This window comes from Chitinophaga tropicalis, assembly GCF_009758205.1.
In the GTDB taxonomy this organism is placed as follows: Bacteria; Bacteroidota; Bacteroidia; order Chitinophagales; family Chitinophagaceae; genus Chitinophaga; species Chitinophaga tropicalis.
Window position 1 is genome coordinate 199,117 of the sequence record NZ_WRXN01000005.1, and the last position, 17,726, is coordinate 216,842.

At 46.8% G+C, this 17,726-nt stretch carries 13 protein-coding genes; 3 read left to right on the forward strand and 10 right to left on the reverse strand.

Annotated features, from left to right (window positions below; genetic code table 11):
- Positions 1-4: 4 nt before the first annotated feature.
- From GO493_RS13360 to GO493_RS13390, 7 genes are all read right to left on the reverse strand, one after another.
- Positions 5-3,334, reverse strand: a complete 3,330-nt coding sequence (locus GO493_RS13360) for a TonB-dependent receptor (protein WP_157306681.1) — start codon at positions 3,332-3,334, stop codon at positions 5-7.
- 74 nt (positions 3,335-3,408) lie between these two features.
- Entirely contained in the window at positions 3,409-4,548 is a 1,140-nt protein-coding gene (locus GO493_RS13365; RefSeq protein ID WP_157306682.1) for a FecR family protein, read from the reverse strand.
- Positions 4,549-4,721: 173 nt separating this feature from the next.
- Complete coding sequence (locus GO493_RS13370) at positions 4,722-5,273, reverse strand: RNA polymerase sigma factor (protein WP_157306683.1); 552 nt, start codon at positions 5,271-5,273, stop codon at positions 4,722-4,724.
- A gap of 97 nt (positions 5,274-5,370) precedes the next feature.
- On the reverse strand, positions 5,371-5,679 hold the full coding sequence (locus GO493_RS13375; protein WP_157306684.1) for a rhodanese-like domain-containing protein: 309 nt from the start codon (positions 5,677-5,679) through the stop codon (positions 5,371-5,373).
- A gap of 35 nt (positions 5,680-5,714) precedes the next feature.
- The gene (locus tag GO493_RS13380; RefSeq protein WP_157306685.1) at positions 5,715-6,530 is read right to left on the reverse strand and encodes a PASTA domain-containing protein; all 816 of its coding nucleotides are present in this window, start codon (positions 6,528-6,530) and stop codon (positions 5,715-5,717) included.
- 82 nt (positions 6,531-6,612) lie between these two features.
- Entirely contained in the window at positions 6,613-7,605 is a 993-nt protein-coding gene (locus GO493_RS13385) for a D-alanine--D-alanine ligase (RefSeq protein WP_157306686.1), read from the reverse strand.
- Between the two features lie 218 nt (positions 7,606-7,823).
- Positions 7,824-8,171 (reverse strand): 4Fe-4S dicluster domain-containing protein, encoded by a 348-nt coding sequence (locus GO493_RS13390; protein ID WP_157306687.1) that lies wholly within the window; start codon positions 8,169-8,171, stop codon positions 7,824-7,826.
- 92 nt (positions 8,172-8,263) lie between these two features.
- Here GO493_RS13390 and GO493_RS13395 point away from each other — a divergent pair, with 92 nt between their 5' ends.
- Positions 8,264-9,256 carry an acyl-CoA reductase gene (locus GO493_RS13395; RefSeq protein ID WP_157306688.1) on the forward strand — a complete coding sequence of 331 codons (993 nt, stop codon included), beginning with the start codon at positions 8,264-8,266 and terminating at the stop codon, positions 9,254-9,256.
- A 262-nt stretch (positions 9,257-9,518) separates the two neighbouring features.
- Positions 9,519-11,057, forward strand: a complete 1,539-nt coding sequence (locus GO493_RS13400; RefSeq protein WP_157306689.1) for a trypsin-like peptidase domain-containing protein — start codon at positions 9,519-9,521, stop codon at positions 11,055-11,057.
- Positions 11,058-11,156: 99 nt separating this feature from the next.
- Here the strand turns inward: GO493_RS13400 and GO493_RS13405 are convergent, their stop codons facing one another.
- From GO493_RS13405 to proS, 3 genes are all read right to left on the reverse strand, one after another.
- Entirely contained in the window at positions 11,157-11,918 is a 762-nt protein-coding gene (locus GO493_RS13405) for a LytR/AlgR family response regulator transcription factor (protein ID WP_157306690.1), read from the reverse strand.
- Entirely contained in the window at positions 11,915-14,839 is a 2,925-nt protein-coding gene (locus GO493_RS13410; RefSeq protein WP_157306691.1) for a sensor histidine kinase, read from the reverse strand. The genes GO493_RS13405 and GO493_RS13410 overlap by 4 nt, the downstream gene beginning before the upstream one ends.
- A 95-nt stretch (positions 14,840-14,934) precedes the next feature.
- The gene (gene proS, locus GO493_RS13415) at positions 14,935-16,410 is read right to left on the reverse strand and encodes a proline--tRNA ligase (protein ID WP_157306692.1); all 1,476 of its coding nucleotides are present in this window, start codon (positions 16,408-16,410) and stop codon (positions 14,935-14,937) included.
- Positions 16,411-16,652: 242 nt separating this feature from the next.
- Here proS and GO493_RS13420 point away from each other — a divergent pair, with 242 nt between their 5' ends.
- A complete protein-coding gene (locus tag GO493_RS13420; protein ID WP_157306693.1) occupies positions 16,653-17,720 on the forward strand; it encodes a hypothetical protein in 1,068 nt (355 codons plus the stop codon).
- The last annotated feature ends 6 nt before the right edge of the window (positions 17,721-17,726 follow it).

A 17,726-nucleotide genomic window follows, 5' to 3' on the forward strand; every position in this document is an offset into this window, starting at 1 on the left:
ATGCTTACAAACTGATGTTTAAACCGAAGAGGAATGTTTTGGCGGCAGGATAGCTGGCATAATCAAAACCCTGGCTGCGGCTGTCCTGTCCGAAGCGGTTCACTTCCGGATCATACCCGCTGTACTTTGTCCAGGTAACCAGGTTCTGGGCAGTTACATAGATCCTTACTGCCTGTATGTTCATGGACCTCAGCAAACTTGCCGGCAGGTTATATCCCAGCTGTACATTCCGCAAACGCAGGTAGGAACCATCTTCTATCTGCCGGGTGGATATGCGGTTGGCAGGCCTTGTACTGGCAGCGCGTGGAATATCGGTATTGGTGTTCTGCGGCGTCCAGCGTTTCAGCATATCCCTGTCCTGGTTGGTGGTGCCATTCAGGTATTCCAGCTCAAAACGGTTGGCATTCAGTATTTTGTTACCATAGCTGCCCTGCAGGAAAACGCTCAGGTCTATGCCCTTGTAAGAGAAGTTATTGTTGATGCCACCCAGGAATTCAGGTTGTGCATTCCCGATAATACGGCGGTCCTGGTCATCTATCTTCTTATCATTGTTCAGGTCAAGGTACTTGCGATCGCCCACTTTCTTCGCATTAGGATCTGCCAGTGCTGTCAGCTCGGCATCTGTCTGGTAAAGGCCATTGGTCACATACCCGTAGAAAGACCCTAACGGCTGCCCTACTTTGATAATACCGGAGTTGACATTCTGCGCAATATTAGCCACCTGTCCTGCAAAGATCTGCGGGGCTCCGCCAATGTCCAATACCTTATTCCTGTTGGACAGGAAGTTGATGTCTGTGGTCCATTTAAAAGCGCCATCCAGGTTCACGGTAGACAGGCTCAGCTCAATTCCCCTGTTCTCTACTCTTCCCAGGTTCCTGATAGCGCTGGAATAACCGGAAGAGCTGGGAATAGTAACATCCAGCAGCAGGTTTTTCGTTCTTTTCAGATAGGCGTCCGCAGTAAAGGAGATCCGGTTGTTGAAGAGGGAGATGTCAATGCCAATGTCAGATTGTGAAGTGGTTTCCCATGACAGGTCCGGGTTGGCTATCTGGCTGGGGCCCAGGCCGGTGGTAACAGTATTTCCCAGCACATAGTTCTGTGTGCCCAGCAGGGAATAAGCGGGATAATTGCCAATGCCGTCCTGGTTGCCGGTCGATCCGTAGGTAACTCTCAGCTTCAGTTCATTGATAGACTTATGCCCTTTCAGGAAAGGCTCTTCAGATATTCTCCATGCCAGTGCTCCGGATGGGAAGAAGCCGTAGCGTTTATTGGCGCCAAATCGGGAAGAGCCGTCCGCCCTGAATGAGGCTGTTGCCAGGTACTTCTCACGGTAACCATAGTTGATCCTGCCCAGGTAAGAAACCAGTCCCCAGGCACCTATACCCGATCCCGGAATGGTAGCTACGGCGCCTGTACCGAGATTGCCCGTGTGCAGGTTATCATTTACAAAGCTGCGGGCGCCGGCGGTGCTGTTCTCTGTACGGTTTTCCTGCTGCGTATATCCTACCAGGGCTGTAAAATTATGCACCTGTGCAAAGGTGCGTGAATAGGTCAGCAGGTTCTCATTCAGCCAGGTCACATTCTGCTCGTTATAGATGCTGGCCACACCGCCCTGGGCCAGGCCGCTGCCCACACTTCTGGGCAGGTAGCTGTCCTGCTTCTGCAGGATGGCGTCAAGGCCCAGCAATACTTTTAATGTCAGGCCATCTATGATCTGGTATTCACCGAAAATGTTGCCAAAAATGCGGAAGGCGGTGTTCCTGTTCCTGCTGTCTCTGGCCAGCGCAACAGGATTGTCTGCCGTAAAGTTCAGCGCCGGGTCAGTAATAAGGTAGGAACCGTCTGCATTACGGGGCTTCAGAATAGGAGGAAATTGCAGGGCGGCCATAGTAACCAGCCCCGCGCCCCCCAGGTTTCCGTCTGTACGGGATTGATTGGTAGCAGTACGGTTCACGGTAAGACTGTTACCTACTTTTATTCTTTTGTTCAGTTTCCTGTCCAGGTTTACGCGGAAGGAATAACGGTTAAAATCAGAGTTCACCACCACTCCTTTCTGAGTATAATAACCAGCTGATAATGCAAACTGTGTTTTCTCATCTCCTCCACTTATCAGCAGCTGGTAATTGGCCATAGGAGCTGTACGGAAGATCTGGTCCTGCCAGTCGGTCCCTGCCCCGAAGCTATCTGTCTGTTGCTGGGTGTATACCGGTTGCAGGCCATCATTGGTATTTGCTTCATTCACAAATTCTGCGTACTCCCTTGCATTCAATACAGGATATTTACGCCGTACGTCCTGGGTACCGTAATAAGTATCAAAGGTAACCATGGTCTTGCCAGCCTTCCCCCGTTTGGTGTTGATGATCACTACGCCGTTAGCACCTCTTGAGCCATAAATAGCGGTAGATGAAGCATCTTTGAGGATGGTCATTGATTCAATATCTGCGGGGTTCAGGGTACTGAGCACATTGAAGCTGGAGCCTCTGTCTGAGCCGCCGTTCTTGAACGGTACGCCATCTATTACATAAAGCGGTTCATTATCTCCCTGTATGGAATTACCACCACGTATACGGATAGTGGTAGCTCCGCCCGGAGCGCCGGAGTTCTGTGTTACCTGTACGCCTGCCGCATGGCCCTGCAGGGCCTGGTCAAGCGATGTGACAGCCGCTTTTTTGATCTCTCCTACCGGTACAGAAGCTACGGCGCCGGTAAGGTCACTTTTCTTTACCTGTCCGTAACCTACTACCACTACTTCTCCCAATGCCTCTGTACTATTTTCCAGTGTAATGACGAACAGGCCGGCGCCGGGCTTTGCTGTCACCTCCTTTGCTTTCAGCCCCAATGCTGAAACTACCAGCACAGCATTGTCAGGTACGTTCTTCAGCAGGAATAAGCCTGATTCATTGGCGGTGGCACCACGGTGTGTACCCTTGATCAGTATGGTGGCGCCGGGCTGCGGCTCACCTTTATCGTTCACTACCTTACCACGTATACTGTCAGGAGGCGCCGCATATTCCATCATCTCAACTCCCGGCATTTCCTTTCTCTTACTGATCACAATGGTATTTCCCTGGATCACGAATTGCAGCTGCTGGCCTTTCAGAATGCGTTGTAATGCTGTTTCCAGCGGAACATTGCTGAAAGAAACGGTTTGTGGTTTAACGCTGGCAATGTCTTCATTCCGGTAAAAGAACACATAGCCGGTCTGTTCTTTTATGACCGCAAAGAGCTTTTTCAACGGGACCTCTTTTCCCGAGTAAGTGATCTGTGGAGAAGCCTGCGCTTTCCCCGATGTCAGCATAAGAAACAAAAGAGCAACGAGCAACGTTAGCTTCATAACATGGGAATTTTGACCGGAAAAGCAGCCATGCATGGCTTCTTCCGGCAGTTGATAAATATGGAATTTCTGTCTTAAGGCAGGATCACGATGCGTCGTTCTTCTACAGTAAAATGTACATTGGCCTGCTCCAGTATTTTTAATGCCTGTTCAAGTGTTAGTCCCCTTCCTATTTCGCCGGAGAAAGTACCTGGAGGTATACCGTTCCGGTAAGTGATTTCAACATCATACCAGCGTGACAGCTGGCGCATTACAGCACCCAGGTCTGCGTCTGTGAAAGAGAAATAGCCGTTCTTCCACGCCACAGCTGCTTCTGTGTTCACAGCGGTTACGTTCACAGGCTTTCCTGCTGTCACTACAGCCTGTTGCCCCGGTTGTAATACATGGTCTTCTACTTTGATAGCGCCTGCAAGCAGGGTGGCTTCCAGTTGCTTTTCATCGGTATATGCCATCACGTCAAAGCTGGTGCCCAGCACCTGTATGGAGGTGTTACCTGCTTTCACAATAAAAGGATGGTGTGCGTCTTTGGCCGTTTCAAAATAAGCCTGCCCTTCCAGCTCAACGGTTCTTGTACTGCCCTCAAATGCAACGGGATATTTCAGGCGGGAAGCGGCGTTTAGCCAGACTTTGGTACCATCGGGCAATACTACCTGGTATTGTCCGCCCCTGGGCGTTGCCAGGGTGTTATATACTGTGCCTGCAGGGGATTGAGGCCTCTGGTATTGCAGTTGCCCGTTATGGCGGTATACCACGGTACTTCCCTGCCTGATCACCTGGCTACCGGTACTGTCCAGTGTTACAGTACTACCGTCAGAAAGGGTGAGGATGGCTTTGTTGACGCCGGGCAGTATTTCCTTTACAGGCTGTTGTTTTGCCAGTATGGGTGTGGATGAAGGACCGGGTTTTAATAGCCAGAGGCCAACTCCTGCCAGTAGTATGACTGCAGCAGCGGCGGGCCAGTAGCGAAGAAGGGAGAATGTTCTTTTCCGCGGCACAGGTTTGTCAACGCTCAATACATCAGACAACATGGGCAACAGACGTTCATCAAACACAGCAGCATCCGGTTCATAACTGACCAGCTGCGTTGTTATTGCTACAAAGGTTTCCCTGTTGGCAGGATCTTCCAGGAAACAGTGAAGCGTTTCACTTTCTTCCGGTGTCAATGTTCCGGCAAGGAACCCTTTAATAAGATATGTGATCTGTTGATTTTCCATTTGTCTACTTATAGTAGACTAATGAGAAAGTGAAGTGTACCTATTGGCCTGAAAAAATTTTTATTAAAGCTTCTCAATAAAAAGATCTCTCTCGCAAAAAAGTCGCTTTCGCCGTTGGCGAAAGCGACTTTTTTGCGCAGTTCTTTTCTTACTGCATATAAAACCAACTTACTTTATAACTTCCCCGCCCTTTTCAATCTCTCTCTTATAAACTGCAGGGCTGCACTGATAGTATTCCTGACATAACTGGATGAGAGTTGCAGTGTTTCCGCTATTTCAGAGGCATTCAACCCCTGATGACGGCTCATTTCATATATCTGCCGGCGTTGGGCAGGCAGGGCTTTTACCGCCTCCGCAATAATACGCTGTGTTTCACGGTAAGACAGGGCAGCTTCCGTTTCATTGCTGGCAGCGTTCTCCGCATGCTCAATATCAGCGTGACGCAGGTTGGATTGTTTATTAAGATAGGTAAAACATTCATTCAGCGCCATTCTCTTCAGGTAAGCTCTCAGATGTTCTATCCCGGTCAGTTTATCACGATGCAGCCATAATTTGATGAAAAATTCCTGCAACACTTCTTTCACTGCTTCCTCCCTTTTCACCACATTACGCACCAGCATGCTCATTCCGGGCGATATCATCCTGAAAAATAAAGAAAAAGCTTCTTCATCCCCTTCTGCAATACGGGCCAGTAAAACGTTTTCTTTATAAAAATCGTCGTGCATTCACTGAAGAAGATACTATCGGATGAAATTAACAAAAAATGCCTTCCGGAGAGCTATTCTGCTCTCTGAAAGGCATATTTCCCTATAAAAAACGGTATTATCTTCCTACCTGATCTTCCCAGGCCAGCATACCGCCTGTGAGGTTCTTCACATTTTCAAAACCCATTGTTTCCAGGATCATGGCAGCCTGTCCGCTACGGTTACCGCTACGGCAGTATACTATCACTTCCTTATCTTTCAGCTCTTCCAGCTCATCTACCTGCATGGCGCGAATTTCACCCAGGGGCACCAGGATGCCACCTATGTTGAATTCGGCATGTTCATGCGGCTCACGTACATCTACAATATTCAGGTCTTCACCGTTATCTATGCGTTTTTTCAGTTCTAATACACTGATATTTTCCATCGCTGTATGTTTTGTATGGTGTATATAATTTCAGATTACTCAGGTTGTGCCGGAGGCGTGGTACTATCTGTTGCCGGCGTCGGTTTTGTCGGGAACAGCCAGAGATCGATGCTTTCTCCTGCCCTTACCATCTGCAGTTCATTCAGGTTGTTCTTACGCATCGGGTCCTGTTTGATCACATAGGCATTGGCAGTATCGGTTACGCCCGGATCTACTATGACAGTTCCCAGGTTCAGGTTACTGGCGCTCAATGCTTCCTTCGCTTCTGCAAAGGTAAGACCAATCAGGTTAGGAGCGGGATTTTCCATGCTGCCGGTGCCACTGCTCAGTACCAGGGTGATATTGCTCCCTTCAGGAATATCCCTGCCGGGTTTTACAGACTTGCCGTTGAGCAGTTGCTGTAATACAGTATTAGTAGCGAAATCGGGTTTATAGATGGTATCTCCTACATTCAGGCGAAGGCTGTGCAGGGTCATTTCTGCGCTACGGAAGGTCAGACCTACCAGCTCCGGCATTTTCACCATAGGGGGCACTACCTTGTTAACGGTCAGATAAATAGTGCGGCCCACTTTTACTTCTGAGCCTTTGGCAGGGGTCTGTTCCCATACAGCCAGTGCCGCGAGGCTGTCTATATAGATAGAATCCCTTACGTCTACGTTAAAACCGGCTTTTTCAAGGATCTGGGTAGCTTCCTGTACATTTTTCCGGTATACATCGGGTACTATCAGCGTATCCCCATGTTTAGTAATTACGCCAAGCAGCAAAAAGAAAAGCACCCCAATAAACAGGAATAATCCCACTACAACTGCCAGATTAAACCTGAAGGAGCGTTTGGTGATTGAATTGAACACAAATTATATTTTAACGTTAAGATGATCCAGGATCACTATTTTCCGGCAACGGCCCGGATTGTCCTGCCGGGGGTGGCTGCCATTATTTTTTTCTCAGGCATTCTTCAATTAGTGTGCCGTAAAACTCCTGCAGGGTTTTGCCGGCGGCCCTTACCTGCTGAGGTACAATACTATTCTCTGACTGACCCGGCATGGTGTTGACTTCCAGGAAGAACAGGCGGTTCTTCTCTTCTTCCCAGATAAAGTCCATGCGTACAATACCGCGACAGTTCAGTTTATCGTACAGCTTCCTGGCAGTTGCCTGTATCAGGCTGATCACTTCTTCAGGGGCTTCTGCCGGGGTTACTTCCCTGGCTTTGCCGGGAGTATATTTTGCCTCATAATCGAAGAATTCCTTGGTGCTCAGGATCTCTGTGGCCGGCAGTACGGTAAATTCTCCATTGGCCTTATACAGGCCACAAGTAATTTCACGTCCTTTTACAAACTCTTCTATCAGGATCTGTACATCTTCTTTAAAGGCTTTTTCAATGGCCGGCTCCAGCTCTTCAGCCGTGTTTACCTTAGACATACCGATGCTGCTGCCTCCTTCTGCCGGTTTTACAAATACGGGCAGTTGCAGCTCCTGCAGGATGGCTTTGGTATCAAATGGCTGATCGCGGAAAATATGTACTGATTTAGAGACATTTACAACATTCAGGGAAGCCACTACCTTATTACAATAGCTCTTGTTAAAGGTCAGGGCGGAAGTTACCATGCCACAGCTGGTAAATGGAATGTCCAGCATTTCAAAATATCCCTGTAAACGGCCATCTTCTCCGGGAGTACCGTGTATACCTATGAAAACTGCGTCAAATTTTATCTTATTACCATTGATAGTCAATGTAAAATCATTCCTGTCTACTGCCACAGCCTGTCCGTCTGCCCCGGTATAGTTCCATCCGTCACGGGTGATAGCGATCTTGTAAACGTTATACCTGCTGCTATCCAGGTGTTTTTCAATAACGGCTGCACTCTGTACTGAAATCACATACTCTCCGGAGTAGCCTCCGGCAACCAGGGCAATATTCTTTTTCATATATAATTTAATAATAAGCGGCTAAAGTTAATAGAAAAATAGTGTATGTCGATCTTTTTTGGGACAAAACAAAAGGGAAGAAAGGATAAAACCTTTCTTCCCTTCAGGTTCCGGTATGCGTTCCGGCTTTTGCCGATGACCAGTTACCGGGTAATTTCCTTATGCTTCCTGTAAATAATATATTGGATGGTATATCTTGTATAGTCCGGGTGAAAAGCTTAGATATGCAGCTTTTCTTTCTTGGCCAGCAGTTCGTCTACCGTTTCCTGGTACATTTCGTCAGGTACGCAGCAGTCTACCGGGCAAACAGCAGCACACTGAGGTTCTTCGTGGAAGCCCTGGCACTCTGTACATTTGTTCGGAACAATATAGTAACTGTCTACACTGATAGGTGCGTTCTTCTGGTCTGCATCCATAGTGCTCCCATCCATCAGCACGTATGCGCCTTTAACGGTGGTGCCATCAGCCATAGCCCATTCTACTCCGCCCTCATAGATCGCGTTATTAGGACATTCAGGTTCACAAGCACCACAATTAATACATTCGTCTGTTATCTTTATTGCCATAGTATAAACTTTTTGTTTAAGTAGTAAGCCATTAATTTTGCTAACAAAAATAGAATATCTAGGTTTAAAAAGTTAATTATTTATACAGATTCATGAGCAGAACAGAAAAAGTAGCAGCCCTGGTACGTTTAGGTCAATACCTGGCAGGTAACGATCCTGCATTGCAGACAGCAAAGGATCAGGCCTTCCAGGCCAACGGGTGGTTCACAGAGGACTTTGTAAACATATCCCTGAAAAACATCTGTCAGTACTTCCTTGACGAGGCCCGTCTGAATAACTGGCTGGACGGTTATCCTGCCATTCCTGCTATTTCCCGCTCTGTTGGGATAGTTGCCGCAGGTAATATTCCCCTGGTGGGCTTTCATGACTGGCTTTGTGGCTTTCTGAGCGGCCACCAGGTACGGCTGAAACTATCGTCCAAGGATACAGTGCTTATGAAACATGTGATTGATAAGATAGCGGAATGGTATCCTGAATATGCCGCACAGACGCAGACACAGGACATGCTGAAGAACTGTGACGCCTATATTGCCACAGGTAGCAATAACTCTTCCCGTTACTTTAATTATTATTTTGCCCAGTACCCGCATATCATCCGCCGTAACCGTACTTCCGCCGCCATCCTGGATGGAACGGAAACATTTGAGGAACTGGAAGCGCTGGCAGACGATATCATGATCTACTTTGGCCTGGGGTGCCGGAACGTTACCAAAGTGTTTGTACCTGAAAACTATAACTTCGATAACCTGCTGAAAGCACTGGGTAAATATGATTCCCTGGCAGATCATCACAAGTACAAGAACAATTATGACTATAACCTGGCCCTGTTCCTGCTGAACAGCAGCCAGTACCTGACAAATGGTACTATACTGCTCAATGAATCTCCTTCCCTGTTTTCCCCTCTGAGTGTATTGCATTACAGTTATTATACTGATGCTGCTGCGCTGACGGAGGAGCTGAAAGGCAATGAAGATATGCAGGCGCTTGTAGGTCATGGTTTTATACCATTCGGCGCTGCGCAGCAGCCTGGGCTGTCAGATTATGCTGATGGCGTAGATACCATGCAGTTTCTGACAACGCTCTGAGCATCTTCGCAGGTTTTGTCCTGTATCCGGAGTTAATGATACAGTCAAATCGTCAATCTGTACGCCAGACTGATAACAACATGTCAGTTAAACTGGTATACTGTCAGTACTCTTGTTAAGATGGTATTAACTATTCATATAAAAATGTGTTAAAGTAAAGGTAGGGACTGGTCATTGATCTGTGCCGACCCTTAAATTTGTATCAAAGGCATGTAAATTGATATTCATTCCTTGTACTTTAAAACTTTAAATCTCAAAACATATGAAATTCCGGCAAATTGCGGCAACTGTTCTACTCAGCGCGGCCACTGCTATTGCCTGTATTGTTGTCTACAACAAGTATCAGCCCCGACATGCAGGACCTTACCAAAATGGCTCAGAAAACATCCCTGTTAACTACACCAGCTATATGCCAGGTGCAGAAGTAAAGAATGCTACTCCCCCTACAGATTTCAGCCAGGCGGCTAAAATCGCAGTACCGGGTGTTGTGCATATCAAGACAAAGATCAATCCCCGTCAGGTGACCAACAACCTTCAGAGAAGAAGGAGTGTATTACAGGACCTTTTCGGCGATGATTTCTTTGGCGATGAATTCCAGGGTGAAGGTGGCGGCCGTAAGTACTATGTACCCGGGCAAATGGCCTCCGGCTCCGGGGTACTGATCTCTGACGATGGTTATATCATTACCAACAACCACGTAGTAGATGATGCAGATGAAATAGCAGTTACACTCAACAACTACAAAACTTACAAGGCCAAAGTGGTTGGTACTGACCCCAACACCGACCTGGCAGTGATCAAGATAGACGCTAAAAACCTGCCTTACCTGCTGTACGGCAACTCTGACGATGTAGAGATCGGGCAATGGGTATTGGCCGTAGGTTATCCGCTGAATCTTGAAACTACTGTCACCGCGGGTATTGTAAGCGCCAAAGCCCGTACTATCGGCATCAACAAACAGGTAAGAAGGAATGCTATCGAATCCTTCATCCAGACAGATGCCGCCGTAAACCAGGGTAACAGTGGCGGCGCCCTGATCAATACCGCCGGTGAACTGATAGGTATCAACTCGGCCATTGCTTCTCCCACCGGCGCTTATGCTGGTTACTCCTACGCTATACCGGTAAACCTGGTAAAGAAAGTAGTGAATGACCTGATGAAGTATGGCAATGTACAACGTGCTTACCTGGGTATCCTTTACCAGGACCCTACCAGCATTCCTGAAGAAAGATGGGCTGATGCAGGTATCAGAAGGGATATTAACGGCGTAGTGGTGACAGGTGTGACTGAATCCGGCGCAGCTGCAGCTGCAGGTATTAAAAAAGGCGACGTTATCACTGGTATTAACGGTGTAACAACTCCTTCTATCCCACAGATGACGGAGCAGATAGCACGTTACAAACCCGGTGATAAGATCAGTATTTCTTACATGCGTAACGATAAGGAATATACTGCCAACACTGTGCTGAAGAATGCAGATGGTAATACAGATATTGTGAGAACTACAGTGCTGGATGCTTTAGGTGCAGATCTGATCACGCTGGAGAAAGCAGATGCAGCGAAACTGGGAATACGTGGTGGTGTGTATGTGGATAATATAGCCAGTGGGGTGCTGAAGAAGCAGACTAACATGAAACGTACGTTCATTATACTGAAAGCCGGTGGGAATCCGGTAAATTCAGTGGAAGATCTGAAGAAGATACTGGATAAACAGAAGAAGGTGCAGCTGGAAGGTGTATATCCTGAATTGAACGGGGTTTATTATTATAATATTGACCTGGCTAACGGAGAAGATTTTTAAAAAAAATCATTAATCTGTCCCATAAAAAAAATGATTTTGCCTGCGGCAAAATCATTTTTTTTATGGGTAAAGCGATATCTTTTTTTTCCGGATAAGAGTTTACAGGTTTATCACCCCTTTCAGCTGGGCGAAGAACTCATCCTTTTTACGGGAAGAGATGGGAATATTTTTATGATCACTCATTACCACGGCTGTTCCTAATCCTTTGATGATCTTCACGATATGGTGAATATTGATAAGGAACGACTTATGCACGCGGTAAAATCCCTTGTCAGACAACATCTCTTCATATTCCTTCAATGACTTGGAAATCAGGTGAGATACGTTATTGATCAGTTGAATTTTAGTATAGCTGTCAAACGCTTCGCAGTAGATAATGTCTTTGAGGTCAATGACATTATAACCATCGTTTACAGGTATTACTATTTTTGAGAAAGCATTGTCATTGTTCTTTACATAATCTTTAAGGATAGAAGCCAGTTCGTTGAGGCGTCCTTTTTTGCTTTTCTTCACTTTTTCCAAAGCATCTTCTACCTCACTAACCTTGATAGGTTTGAGCAGATAATCCAATGCAGCAAATTTGATCGCCTGCAATGCATATTCCTGAAATGCAGTAATGAAGATCACTTCGAAGTTCAACACAGGAAACATTTCCAATAACTGGAATCCATTATGTGGCGGCATTTCAATATCCAGGAACAAAACGTCTATCTGGGTATTTTTGATCATTTCCGCCGCGTCATGAATGTTCTGCGCCTCCCCTACTACCGTAACATCTTTACAGTAATTCTCCAGAATATTTCGCAAAATATGGATGTTGCGGACTTCATCGTCTACGATCGCAGCTTTAATATTACTCATAACATCTTAACAATGGGAATCAGAATTTCAACCAGGGTACCCTCCTTATTGCCGAAACCAGACTTAAATTTATCAATTATTTCTAACTTTCCAACACTTCCATTAAAAGATTTTATAATCTGCAACCTTTCACGTATCACACTCAACGCAGTAGATTCGTGCCTGATCAAACGGCCACTTTTTATTTCATTTGCCCTTTCCCAACCAATTCCATCGTCATCTACAGAACAATATAACATATCGCCGGATAAAACCAGCTTCACTTCCAGCCGGCCACTGCCATTCTTTGGGGCCAGGCCATGCTTGATGGCATTTTCCACAATAGGCTGTATGATCATGGGGGGAATATAGATCGTATAGTCTTTCAGATCATCCTGTAACAGGAAATGATATGTGAAGACATTGGCAAAACGGATCTTTTCCAGCTCTATGTAACGTGTCAGGAACGCAATCTCCTCTTCGAGGGAAATATGGGATTTCCGGGAGTTGTTCAGCATCTGCCGCATCAACGTTGCAAAGTCTGCCAGGAAGTTCAGCGCCTGTTTCTCTTCTTTTTCCATGATCAGATGCTGCACTGAATTCAGGGAGTTAAAGATGAAATGTGGGTTCATCTGGTTGGTCAGGGCTTTTGCCTCCAGCTCCGCTATCCGGCGGTTATATTCTGTTTTACGCTTTTCACCCTGTTGTATCCTCCTGATCACATACCTGAGCACAAATGCTACCAGTAATAATCCCAGTAGTATCACTATACCCCGGGCCCACCACTGCTGGTACCATTGCGGTAAGATAGTGACGGTAACAATAACAGGCCGGCTCCAGTTGCTTTTATATTTCCTGGCCCTGATCTGCAGCTGGTAGGTTTCCGGCTGGAGGTCAGGGAAAGGCACGATATTGGACATGGTAGTGATCCAGCCGCTGGAGGTATCGCTGGAGAAGTTGTACTGGTATTCCACCAGTTCCGGCAGGTCATATGCAATAGCGCCAAACTCCACTTCAAAGGAAGCTTTGCGCTGGTATAACAGGGTAAATGTCTTTGCCGGCAGGTAAGAGCTGTCCCCGTATCTGATACGGTTCAGGTAAATGGCCGGTGGTACTGTATCTACCGGCATGTTTCTGTCGTTAAAGTAACTTAAGCCATTGGAGGTAGCGATATATATAGTGCCATCCTGGTAGTATACACTGCGTATATCATCGCTCATGAGCCCATCGTTGGACGTGATGTTACGTACAAGCGATTTCGTGTTCACATCAATGACAGATACACCTTTATTGGTAGCTACATACAGCCGTCCAACGCCATCGTAATAAAGCTGCTGGCAGATATCGCTCACCAGTTTATCGGCCGTACTGATATGTTTGACCATCCGGTTATTCCTCATTACATACAGGCCTTCATCGCTGGTACCTATCCATAGTTCTCCGCCTATCCATTTCAGGTCTTTTACGCTTTTATGCAGGGCGGAGTCTGTACCGGGTATCTGCAGGGCGCGCAGCTGGTCGGTGCCATAGAACACACCTGCGTTGCTGCCTATATAGTAAGTTGAATCGCTGGTGTTGACGATAGAGGTCAGCAGGTCGTCTTCAACAGTGACGTTATAGTCGTCCGTGATCACCTGGTTCTTGGATACTATTTTCACTCTGCCTCCGGAACTGATATCTACATCTTTCAATGTTCTTACCGGTTTGATCAGCGATGCACGCTGCTGCGCGGTATTGAACAGGAAAAGACCGTTATCTGCTCCTACCAGTACTTCATTCTGCTTATATGGCAGGATGCTGAGAATGCTGTTACGGCCGCTGGTGGTATCCAGATTAAACTGCCTGATCCGTTTGCTGCTGTCCATCGTATTCAGAACGCCTGCGTTCTGACCAATCAGCAGCATGCCGCTCTTTTCGTCTTTCAGGACGCTGAAGATGGAGTGGGAATAGAGCCCGTTAGTATTATCAAGATAATTGAAGTAGAAGTTCTTGTAGGGGATATTATAAACGCCGTCTCCAAAAGTGGTGATCCAGATATTGCCGTCCCTGTCTTTAAGCAGGGAGGTGATATAATGGTTTTGTAGCAGTTTTGTCAGCTTCCGTTCTCCTTTGAAAAACCCTTTGAGGTAATAGAGTGCACGCGGAGTGCCTATCCAGAGGTTATCATTATCTATACAGATGTTGCTGATCTCTTCTTTGATGCCCCAGTCGTTACCGTTAAAGAAGCAGATCGCTTCTTTGACATTATAGCTATAGAGGGTATTATTCAGGATCACTATTCTTCGCTTTCCGATATCGGCAACCAGTTGTTTGTCCAGGGGAAAGGTACAGGAGGTAATTATTTTCTGATCTGCGTTGTTGATGTCTTTCAGTGAGCTAAGGCTAAAATAAGGCTGAAGGGGTTTGAAAACGTTATCGTAACGGAGAAAGTAAAACAGGTCTGTTCCTGCTCCCAGCTTATCGTACGTAGTCTTATTGCCGTTATACTGGATGACACGGTTATCTGTATTGAGGAACCATATTCCACTTGCCTGGTCCTCAAAGATGTACTGCATGTATTGTCCGCGGGCATCTATATACAAAGAGGTATCATTCTGACCGGTATGAATGGCATAATTCCGGTAGAACGAGGGAAGACCGTTGAGGGTAAAGAACCAGACGCGTCCTTTGGAATCTGCTGCCAGTTTCACAACGTCATTATCTGTCAGGCCATCTTTCTTTGAGTAGTTACGAAAGCGTTTCCCATCAAATTTACTGACACCTGTAGGTGTGGAGAACCAGATAAATCCTTCTTTATCCTGTACTGCAGCATAAACGGTTGCATTGGCCAGTCCGTCCTTTACGTTATAGTTACGGATCATCAGTCCCTGCGCTGCAGCGTTACCGCTCAGACAAACAGCAACCAGTCCCCACCATAATAATATGTAAAGGTTTTTAGGCATCAAAAGGGTTGTCGGGATTTGTTATAAGGGGCTGAACCAAAAGTAATGTAGTTAGTACTCCTTGTTCAGCCCCCGGTAAGTTAGTTGATTATTTGTTAATAAGCGCGGGCGAATAATACCCGTTGAGTAGACGGTTTTCCTGTAAGTATACAGGTGCCGGCTTCCTGCTTATTATTCAGAGGAATACAACGGATCGTAGCTTTAGTACGTTCCTTGATCTCCTCTTCTGTTTCTGTAGTGCCATCCCAGTGTGCTGCAATAAAACCGCCTTTGGTATCCAGCAGATGCTCGAACTCCTCCATTGTATTGGCAGGAGTGATGTGCTCATCACGATATGTTTTGGCTTTGTTGAACATTTGCTGCTGGATCTCTTCCAGTAATGCGCCGATGCGTTCTGCCAGTCCGTCGAGTGACAGGCTGGATTTCTCTTTTGTATCGCGACGGGCTACTTCAGCCACGTTGTTCTCAAGATCGCGGGCGCCCAGTGCAATACGTACGGGTACGCCTTTCATTTCATATTCGGCGAATTTCCATCCGGGACGGGCATTATCGGAGTCGTCGTACTTCACGCGGATACCTGCTTTCTTCAGGTCTGCCATGATAGCATGTACTTTTTCATCGATTTTTGCTTTCTGCTCCTCACCTTTGTAGATAGGTACGATCACTACCTGTAAAGGAGCAATGCGTGGAGGCAGTATCAGTCCGTCATCATCACTGTGCGCCATGATCAGCGCACCGATCAGGCGGGTAGATACGCCCCAGGAGGTAGCCCAAACATAGTCCAGTTTATTCTCTTTATTGGAGAACTGAACTTCGAAGGCTTTGGCAAAATTCTGGCCCAGGAAGTGGGAAGTACCTGCCTGTAAAGCCTTGCCATCCTGCATCAGCGCTTCTATGCAATAAGTATCGACAGCGCCGGCAAAACGTTCAGCAGGAGATTTTACCCCTCTTACAACAGGCACAGCCATATAGTTCTCAGCAAAGTCAGCATAGACCTCAAGCATCTGTTTTGTCTCTGCAATTGCCTCTTCAGCAGTAGCATGTGCAGTATGGCCTTCCTGCCAGAGGAACTCTGCTGTACGGAGGAACAGCCTGGTACGCATTTCCCAGCGCACTACGTTAGCCCACTGGTTGATGAGCAGGGGCAGATCACGGTAAGACTGGATCCAGTCCTTATATGTATTCCAGATAATTGTTTCAGAAGTAGGGCGAACGATCAGTTCTTCTTCCAGCTTTGCTTCGGGATCTACTATTACGCCACCGCCGTTGGGATCGTTCTTCAGACGGTAATGGGTCACCACAGCACATTCTTTGGCAAAACCTTCCACGTGGCTGGCTTCCTTGCTCAGAAAACTTTTGGGGATGAAGAGAGGAAAGTAGGCATTCTGGTGACCGGTTTCTTTAAACATCCTGTCCAGTACGTCACGCATGCCTTCCCAGAGGGCAAAACCGTATGGTTTGATCACCATACATCCTCTTACAGCAGAATAATCTGCTAATCCACCCTTCAGTACTAAATCATTATACCATTTTGAATAATCTTCAGCACGTGCTGTGATCTCTTTACTCATATAACTATAGAAAAATTTATAATACCTGACTGTAGCAAAATTAACCAATTAAAAATTGGCTTAATATTTGTACAAAATATATTACCAAAAGGTAAAATGTTACAAACCTACATGAAAATCAGAAACGTGCAAACAGTTTGACAAAATATTATGAGTGGTCAGGTATTATTGTAACAATTGCCCTTACTTTACGTTTAATTTAGTGTAAATTTACTATAGAATTCAGGCTAAAAATTCCAGACATGAAACCGATTCCTTACCTTGCCGGGATTGTACTGCTAGCATTAAGCAGCTGTTCCTCAGCATATAAGACAACGCAGACGCCGGACGATGTGTATTACTCTCCGAGAGTAAAGCCTGCCTATGCTGCCAGTAATGACAGGCAGGACAACAATGCAAACTATACTGACGCCAATGAAGATGGTGGTTCATATGTTACCTATGATGATGGAGATGAAGGTGACTACTCACGTCGTATAGCCCTTTTTAATAACAATTACAACGGTTCTTATTACGATTATTATTCTCCTAACGTTTACTCAGGCTATTATGGCAGCCCTTACTATGGCAGTTCATGGGGCTTAGGCATGGGCTGGGGTGGCTATTATGGCAGCCGTTGGGGCTCGCCTTACTACAGCAGCTTCTGGGGTCCTTCCATCAGTATTGGTTTTGGCTGGGGAGGCTATTATGATCCATGGCTTTACAATGGTTGGGGCTATGGTGGCTGGGGTTATAATCCCTGGTACTATGGCGGATACTACGGCGGCTATTATGGACGTTACTATGGTTATCCGGGCTGGGGTCACGGCTCTTATGGTTACGCAATGCCTGCCCGTGGTTACCGTACACGTAACAGCTACTCTTCAGGCGGAGGCCGTGTAGTAGGTGGCAACTATGTACCTGGTTCAGGTGGCCGTGTAAGAGGAGACCGTAATTCTTACCAGCCAGGCGGCCGTACAAGTGACGGCAGCGGCGGCAGGATCAGCGATGGCAGCTCCCGTGGCAGCCGTGTGATCCGCAATGGCGGCAGTGACAACTCTGGCGGCAGGGTAAGTGGCGACAGCTACTACCAGCCAAGAAGGACCTTTACTCCCTCCTCTTCAGAACGTCCTGTTTACAATGATGGCGGTGGCCGTGGCAGCTACACTCCTCCTCAGCGTACTTATCAGCCTCAGTCAACTCCGCAGCGCTCCTATCAGCCTTCAGCACCTTCTTACTCCCCTGGCAGAAGTTCCGGCGGAGGCTCCATCGGTGGTGGTGGTGGCGGCGGCGGCCGTAGCGGTGGTTCCAGCAGAGGTGGCAGAAATTAGTAACTG

What these genes read in the sequence shown, in the direction of transcription:
- GO493_RS13360 (WP_157306681.1), bottom strand. Translation starts at nt 3,334, where the DNA reads ATGAAGCTAACGTTGCTCGTTGCTCTTTTGTTTCTTATGCTGACATCG.
- GO493_RS13365 (WP_157306682.1), bottom strand. Translation starts at nt 4,548, where the DNA reads ATGGAAAATCAACAGATCACATATCTTATTAAAGGGTTCCTTGCCGGA.
- GO493_RS13370 (WP_157306683.1), bottom strand. Translation starts at nt 5,273, where the DNA reads ATGCACGACGATTTTTATAAAGAAAACGTTTTACTGGCCCGTATTGCA.
- GO493_RS13375 (WP_157306684.1), bottom strand. Translation starts at nt 5,679, where the DNA reads ATGGAAAATATCAGTGTATTAGAACTGAAAAAACGCATAGATAACGGT.
- GO493_RS13385 (WP_157306686.1), bottom strand. Translation starts at nt 7,605, where the DNA reads ATGAAAAAGAATATTGCCCTGGTTGCCGGAGGCTACTCCGGAGAGTAT.
- GO493_RS13390 (WP_157306687.1), bottom strand. Translation starts at nt 8,171, where the DNA reads ATGGCAATAAAGATAACAGACGAATGTATTAATTGTGGTGCTTGTGAA.
- GO493_RS13395 (WP_157306688.1), top strand. Translation starts at nt 8,264, where the DNA reads ATGAGCAGAACAGAAAAAGTAGCAGCCCTGGTACGTTTAGGTCAATAC.
- GO493_RS13400 (WP_157306689.1), top strand. Translation starts at nt 9,519, where the DNA reads ATGAAATTCCGGCAAATTGCGGCAACTGTTCTACTCAGCGCGGCCACT.
- GO493_RS13405 (WP_157306690.1), bottom strand. Translation starts at nt 11,918, where the DNA reads ATGAGTAATATTAAAGCTGCGATCGTAGACGATGAAGTCCGCAACATC.
- GO493_RS13410 (WP_157306691.1), bottom strand. Translation starts at nt 14,839, where the DNA reads ATGCCTAAAAACCTTTACATATTATTATGGTGGGGACTGGTTGCTGTT.
- proS (WP_157306692.1), bottom strand. Translation starts at nt 16,410, where the DNA reads ATGAGTAAAGAGATCACAGCACGTGCTGAAGATTATTCAAAATGGTAT.
- GO493_RS13420 (WP_157306693.1), top strand. Translation starts at nt 16,653, where the DNA reads ATGAAACCGATTCCTTACCTTGCCGGGATTGTACTGCTAGCATTAAGC.